Here is a 10,366-nt window from a genome sequence, read left to right as displayed (position 1 = left end):
TGACGTGCCTACACCCCACTCCACGCCCCCCGCCCCGGCCATCGACTTTGACGAGGCCTACTACCAGCGCTTTTACTTCGACCCCAAAACCAGCGTGGCCGACCCGCAGCACATCGAGCGCCTGGGCGCCTTTGTGTGCAGCTACCTGCACTACCTGCGCGTGCCGGTGCTGCGCGTGCTGGATGTGGGCTGCGGCATCGGGCTGTGGCGCGATGTGGTGGCGCGGCATTTTCCGCAGGCGCAGTTCCACGGCGTGGAGGTCAGCGCCTACCTGTGCGAGCGCTTTGGCTGGGAGCGCGGCTCGGTGCTGGACTACCGCGCCAGCGCGCCGTTTGACCTGGTGATCTGCCAGGGCGTGCTGCCCTACCTGAACGCCGCCGACGCCCAGGCCGCCATGCGCAACCTGGCGCGCCTGAGCCAGGGCGCGCTGTACGTCGAGGCTGTCACGCGCGAAGACTGGGAGCAGGACATCGTCGATCAAACCCTGACCGACACGCGCCAGTACCGCCACCGCGCGCAGCTGTACCGGCGCACGCTGGCCGAGGGCTTTACCGAAATCGGCGGCGGCCTGTGGCTGAGCCACCGCGCTGAAGTACCGCTGTTCGCCCTCGAACATATGGGCGGGCGATGAGCAGGGCGGGCCTGGTTGGCGCTGGCGCAGGCGCGGCTACAGCGGCAGCACCTGCCACGTTAACGGCACCCGCTGCGCTGGTAGCAGCGGCCGAACAGGCGGCGCCCCATGCCACAGCTACGGCAGCAGCGCCCATGCCTGCGCCACCCCACGCTGTCTCGCGCCTGCGCACGGCGCGGCTGGCGCGCAGTGCCAAGCCGTTTCTGGCGCGCGGTGGCTCGCGGGTGCTGCGCTGCCCGGACTGCCGTGTGGCCCTCAGCCACTGTCTGTGCAGCCTGCGCCCGCAGGTGGCTACGCAGGCGGGCATGTGCCTGATCATGGCCGACATCGAGCCGCTCAAGCCCAGCAACACCGGCTGGCTGATTGCCGACGTGGTGGCCGACACCTGGGCCTTTGGCTGGGCGCGCACCGAGGTCGATCCGGCCCTGCTGGCGCTGCTGGCCGATCCGCAGTGGCAGCCGGTGCTGGTGTTTCCGGGCGAGTTCGTCGCGCCGCAGCGGCTGCTGACGACGTGGCCGGGGGCAGACAGCACCCATGCCCATGCCAGCGCAGGTGGCACTGGCTCCACGGCCAACGCCAACCCTGGTGGTGCCTGCGCAGCAGAGGCACCCCAGGCCACCGAGGTACTCCGGGATGCCGCTGCCACCGACAGTACCCGCGCCGCGCCCCCCGCAACCGCTTCCGCCCGGCGCCCGCTGTTTGTGCTGCTGGACGCCACCTGGTCGGAGGCACGCAAGATGTTCCGCAAAAGCCCCTACCTCGACCACCTGCCGGTGCTGAGTTTGCAGCCCGATCAGCTCTCGCGCTACCGCCTGCGCCGCTCCCGGCGCGAAGACCATTTCTGCACCGCCGAGGTCGCCGCCCTGTGCCTGGAGCTGGCGGGCGAGCCCCACGCCGCGCGCACACTGGAGGCCTACCTGGACGTGTTCACCCACCACTACCTGCAAGCCAAGCAGCAACTGCCGGTGGATTGGCACAGCGCGGCGCATACCCAGCTGCGCAGCCTGCGCCCGCCAGATGTGCCAGCGGATGCGGATGCGCCCGGCAGCCGCCAGAACCATCAAAATGTATAGCTGCTTGCGCCCGAAATGTAAGGGCTGGAGGCCCATTGAGGCCTGATTTTTTTCTGCCTGGCAGTGCTGCGCCACACAGCACGCCCACCACCGCCTATTCGCTCCCGAATCAATAGCTTCTTACGCTTATTTCATAAGGGCTAGAGGCCAATTTGACCTGCATTTTCCTGGGCGATGGCACGGAACGGCGCCGACACCCGCGCATCCTGCGCCACCGCCTGCCAAAAGCGATGCGCCAGCGCCTGGGCCTGCGCCCATTCGCTCAGGGTGGCAGTGCTGGGCTGCAAAGCGCGTTGGGCAAAATCGCGCGCCACCAGCTCACCGCCGACGGGGGCGTAGAGCATGGGCAGCATGTCGTAGGTGGGCGACAGCGCCCAGTCGTCGCCGTCCAGCACCAGCGAGATGTTGCCGTAATGGCGATCGGTGTTGGCAATGAGCTGGCCGTAGGCTTCCAGCAGGCGCAGGGTGCGGGCGTCGCCGGGGCGCAGCAGTTGGCGCTCGGCCATGCGCTGGGCGGTGGCAGCCCAGTTGTCGATCTCGCCCACGTATTCGGCGTTATAGACCTGTAGCGACACCATGCCGATGCGCCCCGCCTGCGCGCCGGGGTGGGTGACGGGCCTGCGGTCAAAGCGCTCGGACTCCAGAAACACCCGGCCCCCGCCCATGAACAGCTGTGTGCGCGCAGCAGGCAGCCCGGCCTGGGCCAGCGTGTGCAGCGCCAGGTGCTCGCACACCAGCAAATCGCGGATGCGCTGGTGTGCGGGCGCATCGCCAGCCGGTGAGAACTTGACAATCACTGGCCGCCCGGCGGTGATGGTGCAAAACTTGGGCTGCTCACCCCCCGCCGACGAACCCGGGTGCGTGCCCTGCATGGCCTGCTCGGCCAGGCGCGGGTACTCGTCTGCCGATGCCACCCGGCTGGCGCGTGCAGGCAGCGTGTGAAAACGCGCAAACGCCGCCTCGCCCACGATGAGGTTGCCCGGCAAGTCGTCGCCGTACAAGGCCATGGCGCGCAGCACGTCGTCATCGCTCCAGTGGCGCGGGTCGTGGCCCAGTTGCAGCTCGGGGTGGGCGTGGGCAAAGGTGCGGCCCATGAAGCCTTGGGGGCGCATGTCGTCCAGAAACCACGGCAAGCCGTCGTGGCGGCGGTGTTCGCCATCGACCTCATCCACCCAAAACGCTCCCCCTTCCAGCGCCACCATGCGCGCAAAGGGCGCTGGCTGGCCCTGCGCGTCCACACACACCACGGCCACCGTGCGGCCCACACCGGGCACCTGGCGCGCCAGCACGTAGCGCTGCGAGCGCGCCGCGCCGACCTTTTGCACCTGGCCCGACTGGATCAAGGGCGCCAGCGCGCGCGAGACCGTGGGCTGGCTGACGCCCAGCAGGCGCTGCAAGTCGGCGCTGGAGAGTACGCTGCCTTGTCGGCGCAGGGCTTGCAAGGCGTGGGCGGTGAGATCGTTTTGTGGTGTCATGAATGGTGGCATGAATAGATACTTTTTAAAAATATCTATATATTTCAAATATTTATAAAATTTTCTGAATAGATTATGCAGCGCAGATTTTTGCTCATTGCCGGGGCGGCAGCCGTGGCCGGCGCACTGGGCGCCTGTGCCAGTGCGCCCTCGCACACCGTGCTGCCGCTGGCGCAGTTGCAGCAGACGCTGGCACAGCGCTTTCCGCGCACGCACACGCTGGGCGGGGCGCTGGTGCAGCTGCAATGGCAGGCGCCGCAGTTGCAAGCGCTGCCCGAGCGCAACCGGCTGCGCGCGCAGCTGGCCGTGCAGGTGTCGGGGCCGCTGCTGCGGCGCAGCGTGGACGGCACGCTGGCGCTGGACTTTGCCCTGCGCTACGAAGCCAGCGACGCCACACTGCGCGCCACCGATGTGCGCCTGGGCACGCTCGACTTTCCCGGCCTGCCCCCGGCCACGGCGGCGCTGGTGAACACCGCCGCAGGGCCGCTGGCGGCGCAGTGGCTGGGCGAGGTGGTGCTCTACACCCTGCGCCCGCAAGACCAGGCGCGCCTGGCCGCCCGGGGCCTGCAGCCGGGCGCCATCACCGTCACAGCGCAGGGCCTGGAGGTGCAGTGGCTGCGGCCAGGCACACCGTAGATTGCGCAATCTACTATCAAATCAATAGCTACCAGCGCTTTCTGTACGGGCCTTGAAAGCCATTTTGGCGCTTTATTTACCACGCTGCGCCCAGTCACCGCAGAGCGCACCCCAGGGCGGTGCAGCGCAGTGCCCTGCACGCCCTTGCCCGCCAGAGGCGCCCCGCCGGGGCAAAATCACCCCCTATGAGCTGGAACCGCACCCTATCCAACGACTTCAGCCAGGCCACCGCCCTGGTCGCTGATGCCAATACCTCCACCCGCAGCGTCATGGGCGCGCAGCTGCGTGAGCTGGGCGTGAAATCCATCCGCCAGGTCTCGCGCGCCAGCGATGCCCGCAAGCACCTGGAGGCACAGACTTTCGACATCGTGCTGTGCGAACAAAACTTTCCACAGGAATCCATCACCGGGCAAGAGCTGCTGGACGACTTGCGCCGGGGCGGCATGCTGCCGCTGGCCACCATCTTCATCATGGTCACGCCCGAGGCCTCGTATGCCAAAGTGGCCGAGGCGGCCGAGTCCATGCTCGACGGCTACCTGCTCAAGCCCTTCACTGCCGCGCGCCTGCAAGAGCGCATTGCCCAGGCACGCCAGCGCAAAGTGGCCCTGCAAGAGATTTACCAGCTGATTGAAGACCAGTCGTTCATCCAGGCCGCGCGCCTGTGCCTGACGCGCTTCAACGAGCGCGCACCGTACTGGAACTTTGCCGCCCGCATCGGCGCCGAGCTGCTGCTGCGCCTGGCGCGCTTTGAGATGGCGCAAAAGCTCTACGAGGCCATGCTCACCGCCGAACCCGCCCCCTGGGCGCGCCTGGGCCTGGCGCGGGTGCAGCTGGAGATGGGCCAGCCGCACAAGGCCAAGCCGCTGCTGGAGGCCCTGCTGGCCGACGAGCCCAGCTACGCCGATGCCTGCGACAACTTTGCCCGCACGCTGGTGGAACTGGGCCAGTTTGAAGAAGCGCTGAAGGCCTACAAGACCTCGACCGACCTCACGCCCGCCTCGATTGCGCGGCTGCAACGCCACGGCATGCTGGCCTTTTACCTGGGCGATAAACCCACCGCCGTGGCGCTGCTGGAGCGCTCGGTGCGGCTGGGCCTGGGCTCGAAGATGTTCGATGGCCAGACCCTCACGCTGCTGGCCATGCAGCGCTTTGAGATCGACGAGCCCAAGCAGTTTCGGCAGTTCTTCAAAGACCAGCAGGCCATGTCCGAGCGCAACCCCGAATCGGTGCGGCTGCGGCGCATGGTGCAGGCGCTGCATGTGCTGGACGCCTGCCTGTACCAGGGCGCGCCCGAGACGCTGGAAGCGCTGAGCCATTTGACAGAGCCGATTTTGCAGCCCGACTTTGACTTTGAGGCCGCCTGCAACCTGCTCTCGGTGCTGGCCCTTCTGGCCACCAAAGACATTATTCCGCCCGATGGCGAACGCACCGTGCAGACGCTGGGCCTGCGTTTTGCCACCTCCATGGCCATGTGCGAGCTGCTGATGGGCGCCGCCTACAAGCACGAGCGCACCTGCGAGCTGCTGCAAGCGAGCAACACCCAGGTGCTGCGCCTGCTCGACCAGGCCCTGGCGCCCAGCCGCAGCGGCGAACCCGGCACCGCAGGCAAGGCCGTCGAGACCCTGCTGGCCCAGGGCGTGGCCACGCTCAACGCCAAGGTGATTGAAACGGCCTGGCGCGTGCTGCAACGCTACGAAAGCGACATCGCCAACGCCACCGAGCTGGCCGAGAAGATCGAGCCCTGGCGCCAGGCACTGGGCAGTGCCTACAACAAGCCCGTGCTGGGCGACCGCAACATGCGCCAGTCGGGCGGCGTGAGCCTGCGCGGCATGGACTCGGCACCGCTGCAACCCACCATGGGCGCAGCGCACCACGCCCACGCCGTCTGAGGGCCTTGCGCACGCCCGGCGCGGTAGCGGCTCAATGGGGAAACCCGTAGGGCGTGAACCGGCTCTGGTTTTCATCGACCTCCAGCGTGCGCCCGACATACGGAAAGGCGCGCTGCGGGCAACGGTCGCGCTCGCACACCTTGCAGCCCATGCCGATGGGGGTGGCGGCCTCGGGGGTCTGCAAATCCAGCCCCTGGGCATAGACCAAGCGCCCGGCGTGGCGCACATCGCAGCCCAGGCCGATGGAGAACGTGCGGCGCGGCGAGCCATAACCGCCCTGGCTGCGCGCAATGGAGCGGGCCACCCACAGGTAGCGCCGCCCGTCCGGCATGTTGGCCAACTGCGCCAGGATGCGGCCCGGTTGGCCAAAGGCTTCGTACACGTTCCACAAAGGGCAGGTGCCGCCCGTGCGGCTGAAGTGAAAGTGTGTGGCCGACTGGCGCTTGGAGATGTTGCCCGCCCGGTCCACGCGCACAAAGAAAAACGGCACCCCCGGCGCACCCGGGCGCTGTAGCGTGCTCAGGCGGTGGCACACGGTTTCAAAGCCCACGCCAAAGCGCTGCTCCAGCAGTTCGATGTCATAGCGCAGCGACTCGGCTGCCGCCAGAAATGGCCCATACGGCAACAGCAAGGCCCCCGCAAAGTAGTTGGCCAGGCCCATGCGGGCCAGCTTGCGGGCCGCCGTGTCGTGGGCCAGCTGCGGCACGCGGATCAGCGCATCAATGGTGTCGGCGTGCTCCAGCAGTGCCCATTGCGTGCCCAGCTGGAATGCCTGCTGCGCGCCGTTGAGTTCGGCGGCCAGCTGCAAGGTGCGCCGCTCAGGGGCAAAGCTGCGTTTGCCATGCGCCGCATCCTCGGTGCGCTCCATGCGCACACCGTGGCGCAGTTCCAGGCGCTGCGCCAACCAGTGCGCCAGCGCGTCGCCCTGCGCCTGGGCTTGGGTGGCCAGGGCTTCGGCGGCGCGGTCGAGCACGTCGAAATGGTTCTGGTGGGCAAAGAAAAAGTCCCGCACCACCTCAAAGGGCATGGCCGTGGGCGCGGCGGCATCGGAGCGGCCATCGCCCAGGCGCAGGGACATCATCTCGATGCGCTCCATGGCCTCCAGGTGCCGGCGGTGCAGCGCCAGCACGGCCTGGCCCAGGGCGGGCATCTGCGCGGCCACCTCTTGCAGCTCGGGCAGCGCCACGGGCTGGGCGGCATCGGCAAATACCTCTTTCAGCCCGGCAATCAAGCGCGCCTCGTCGTCCTCGGAAAACTCCTGGATATCGACGCTCAGGGTGCGGTTGAGCTTGAGCAGCACCGACACCGTGAGGGGCCGCTGGTTCTGCTCGATCTGGTTCAGGTAGCTGGGCGAGAGGCCCAGGGCATGGGCCAGGGCGATTTGCGACATGCCCCGCTCCGCACGCAGTTTGCGCAGCTTGACGCCCATGAAAGTCTTTTTCACAGCACCCCCGAGAGCAGCGACAAATTTGCAAAATTTGCAATTTTATGGATGGTGTTTCGCAAGATTTCGCCTTTTTAGCTCTGTTGGGAACCGGGTATTTTGCGTAAATTGCGAAGAATGACAACCCCCGGAGACCACCCCATGACCACCCCGACCGCAGACAGCGCTGCCCCTGCCAGCGCCAGCTTCAAGCCCAAGAAATCCGTCGCCCTCTCGGGCGTGACCGCAGGCAACACCGCGCTGTGTACGGTCGGCAAAACGGGCAACGACCTGCACTACCGGGGCTACGACATTCTGGACATGGCCCAGGTGTGCGAGTTCGAGGAAGTGGCCCACCTGCTGGTACACGGCAAGCTGCCCACGCGCGCTGAACTCCAAGCCTACAAAGCCAAGCTGCGCGCCCTGCGCGGCCTGCCCGGCAGCGTGAAGGTGGCGCTGGAGCAATTGCCCGCCGCCAGCCACCCCATGGACGTGATGCGCACCGGCGTCTCGGCCCTGGGCTGCGCCCTGCCCGAAAAAGACGACCACAACCTGCCCGGCGCGCGCGACATTGCCGACCGCCTGATGGCCAGCCTGGGCAGCATGCTGCTGTACTGGTACCACTTCAGCAACTCGGGCCGGCGCATTGAGGTGCAAACCGATGACGACTCCATCGGCGCGCATTTTCTGCACCTGCTGCACGGCGCCAAGCCCTGCGATGCATGGGTGCGGGCCATGCACACCTCGCTGAACCTGTACGCCGAGCACGAGTTCAACGCCAGCACCTTCACCGCGCGCGTGATTGCGGGCACGGGCAGCGACATGTATTCGAGCATTGCCGGGGCCATTGGCGCGCTGCGCGGCCCCAAGCACGGCGGCGCCAACGAGGTGGCGTTCGAGATCCAGAAACGCTACGACAACCCCGACGAGGCAGAACACGACATCCGCCGCCGCGTGGCCAACAAAGAGGTGGTGATCGGCTTTGGCCACCCGGTCTATACCGTGAGCGACCCGCGCAATGTCGTCATCAAGGAGGTGGCGCGCCAGCTCTCGCTGCAAGCCGGCAGCAGCAAGATGTACGACATTGCCGAGCGACTTGAGCGCGTGATGTGGAAAGAGAAAAACATGTTCCCCAACCTCGACTGGTTCAGCGCCGTGAGCTACCACATGATGCAGGTGCCCACCGCCATGTTCACGCCGCTGTTCGTCATGGCGCGCACCAGCGGCTGGGCCGCGCACGTGATCGAGCAGCGCCTGGACAACAAGATCATCCGCCCCAGCGCCCACTACACCGGGCCGGACGACCAGCGGTTTGTGCCCATCGAAGAACGCCATTGAAGCAAAAACCATAGCTGCCAGCGCTTGTCATATGCAGCTTTCAGCCTGTTTTTGTGCTGAAAGCAACGTCCACCAAGCGCAAGCAGCTCACAAAAAAAGAGCAAATCTGTCCCGCCCCATGATGAACACTGCCCACCGCAAACCCCTTCCCGGCACTGCCTTGCAGTATTTCGACGCGCACGAGGCCGTCGAACAACTCCAGCCCGGCGCCTGGGCCCAGCTGCCCTACACGGCGCGCGTACACGCCGAAAACCTGGTGCGCCGCGCCGACCCCGCCCAGCTGAACGACTACCTGCGCCAGCTCATCGAGCGCCAGCGCGACATGGACTTTCCGTGGTTCCCGGTGCGCGTGGTGTGCCACGACATCCTGGGCCAGACGGCGCTGGTGGATTTGGCCGGGCTGCGCGACGCGATTGCCAAGGAGGGCGGCGACCCAGCCGCCGTGAACCCGGTGGTGCCAGTGCAGCTCATCGTGGACCACTCGCTGGCCGTAGAGTGCGGCGGCTTTGACCCCGACGCCTTTGCCAAAAACCGCGCCATTGAAGAGCGCCGCAACGAGGATCGCTTCCACTTCATCGAGTGGACGAAGAAGGCGTTTACCAACGTCCAGGTCATCCCGGCGGGCAACGGGATCATGCACCAGATCAACCTGGAGAAGATGTCGCCCGTGGTGTACGTACAAGACGGCGTGGCTTTCCCCGACACCTGCGTGGGCACCGACAGCCACACGCCGCACGTCGATGCGCTGGGCGTGATCGCCGTGGGCGTGGGCGGCCTGGAGGCCGAGAACGTGATGCTGGGCCGCGCCAGCTGGATGCGCCTGCCCACCATCGTGGGCGTGGAGCTGACGGGCGCGCCCCCCAGCGGCATCACCGCCACCGACACCGTGCTGGCGCTGACCGAATTCCTGCGCCAGGAAAAAGTGGTGGGCGCCTACCTGGAGTTCTACGGCGCGGGCGCGCAGGGCCTGTCGGTGGGCGACCGCGCCACCATCAGCAACATGTGCCCCGAATACGGCGCCACTGCCGCGCTGTTCGCCATCGACGCGCAGACACTGGCCTACCTGCGCCTGACGGGCCGCGACGAGGCGCAGGTGCAGCTGGTGGAAACCTATGCCAAAACGGCAGGCTTCTGGGCCGACACGCTGCGCGAGGTGCAGTACGAGCGCGTGCTGCGCTTTGACCTCGCAAGCGTGGTGCGCAACATGGCCGGGCCATCGAACCCGCACCGGCGCCTGCCCACCTCACAGCTGACCGAGCGCGGCATTGCCGGTGCCGTGAAGCTGGAGATGGCCCGCGCCGACGAGGCCGAAGGGCGCATGCCCGATGGCGCCGTCATCATTGCCGCCATCACCAGCTGCACCAACACCAGCAACCCGCGCAACGTGATTGCCGCCGCACTGCTGGCGCGCAACGCGCGCCGCCTGGGCTTGGTGCGCAAGCCCTGGGTCAAGACCTCGCTGGCGCCCGGCTCCAAGGCCGTGGAGCTGTATTTGAAGGAGGCCGGCCTGATGGAAGACCTGGAGGCGCTGGGCTTTGGCATCGTCGGCTTTGCCTGCACCACCTGCAACGGCATGAGCGGCGCGCTGGAGCCGAAAGTCCAGCAAGAGATCATCGAGCGCAACCTCTACGCCACCGCCGTGCTCTCGGGCAACCGCAATTTTGACGGGCGCATCCACCCGTATGCCAGCCAGGCGTTTCTGGCATCGCCGCCGCTGGTGGTGGCTTATGCCATCGCAGGCACGGTGCGCTTTGACATCGAACGCGACGTGCTTGCGGTGGTGAACGGCCAGCCCATCCGCCTGCAAGACCTGTGGCCCAGCGACGAGGAGATCGACGCCGTGGTGCAGGCCGCCGTCAAGCCCGAACAGTACCGCGCGGTGTACGGGCCCATGTTCGCCA

Annotated in this window: 8 protein-coding genes; 6 read left to right on the top strand and 2 right to left on the bottom strand. The window is 66.9% G+C overall.

What is annotated here, in order from left to right:
* Nucleotides 1-4: 4 nt before the first annotated feature.
* Nucleotides 5-631 (top strand): class I SAM-dependent methyltransferase, encoded by a 627-nt coding sequence (locus tag PHX69_RS12215; RefSeq protein WP_241524932.1) that lies wholly within the window; start codon nucleotides 5-7, stop codon nucleotides 629-631.
* A 134-nt stretch (nucleotides 632-765) separates the two neighbouring features.
* Nucleotides 766-1,704 carry a tRNA-uridine aminocarboxypropyltransferase gene (locus PHX69_RS12210; protein ID WP_288043987.1) on the top strand — a complete coding sequence of 313 codons (939 nt, stop codon included), beginning with the start codon at nucleotides 766-768 and terminating at the stop codon, nucleotides 1,702-1,704.
* Nucleotides 1,705-1,844: 140 nt separating this feature from the next.
* Here the strand turns inward: PHX69_RS12210 and yjjJ are convergent, their stop codons facing one another.
* Nucleotides 1,845-3,179 carry a type II toxin-antitoxin system HipA family toxin YjjJ gene (gene yjjJ, locus PHX69_RS12205; RefSeq protein WP_288043985.1) on the bottom strand — a complete coding sequence of 445 codons (1,335 nt, stop codon included), beginning with the start codon at nucleotides 3,177-3,179 and terminating at the stop codon, nucleotides 1,845-1,847.
* Between the two features lie 75 nt (nucleotides 3,180-3,254).
* Here yjjJ and PHX69_RS12200 point away from each other — a divergent pair, with 75 nt between their 5' ends.
* Both PHX69_RS12200 and PHX69_RS12195 read left to right on the top strand, forming a co-directional pair.
* Nucleotides 3,255-3,815, top strand: a complete 561-nt coding sequence (locus PHX69_RS12200) for a DUF1439 domain-containing protein (RefSeq protein ID WP_288043984.1) — start codon at nucleotides 3,255-3,257, stop codon at nucleotides 3,813-3,815.
* Nucleotides 3,816-4,000: 185 nt separating this feature from the next.
* The gene (locus tag PHX69_RS12195; protein ID WP_288043983.1) at nucleotides 4,001-5,704 is read left to right on the top strand and encodes a response regulator; all 1,704 of its coding nucleotides are present in this window, start codon (nucleotides 4,001-4,003) and stop codon (nucleotides 5,702-5,704) included.
* Between the two features lie 31 nt (nucleotides 5,705-5,735).
* On the opposite strand, the gene PHX69_RS12190 is transcribed toward PHX69_RS12195, so the two are convergent.
* Complete coding sequence (locus PHX69_RS12190) at nucleotides 5,736-7,148, bottom strand: short-chain fatty acyl-CoA regulator family protein (protein ID WP_288043982.1); 1,413 nt, start codon at nucleotides 7,146-7,148, stop codon at nucleotides 5,736-5,738.
* A gap of 141 nt (nucleotides 7,149-7,289) precedes the next feature.
* On the opposite strand from PHX69_RS12190, the gene prpC reads away from it, so the two are divergent.
* Together prpC and acnA are read left to right on the top strand one after the other, a co-directional pair.
* Nucleotides 7,290-8,465, top strand: coding sequence for a bifunctional 2-methylcitrate synthase/citrate synthase (prpC, locus tag PHX69_RS12185; RefSeq protein ID WP_288043979.1), 1,176 nt, complete (start codon nucleotides 7,290-7,292; stop codon nucleotides 8,463-8,465).
* A gap of 121 nt (nucleotides 8,466-8,586) precedes the next feature.
* The coding region (acnA, locus tag PHX69_RS12180; protein ID WP_288043977.1) for an aconitate hydratase AcnA at nucleotides 8,587-10,366 on the top strand (1,780 nt) is incomplete at its 3' end.

It is taken from the genome of Simplicispira sp. (assembly GCF_028687295.1).
In the GTDB taxonomy this organism is placed as follows: Bacteria; Pseudomonadota; Gammaproteobacteria; order Burkholderiales; family Burkholderiaceae_C; genus Simplicispira; species Simplicispira metamorpha.
Note: the sequence above shows the minus strand (reverse complement) of the source record. Positions and strands in the feature narration are given on the sequence as shown.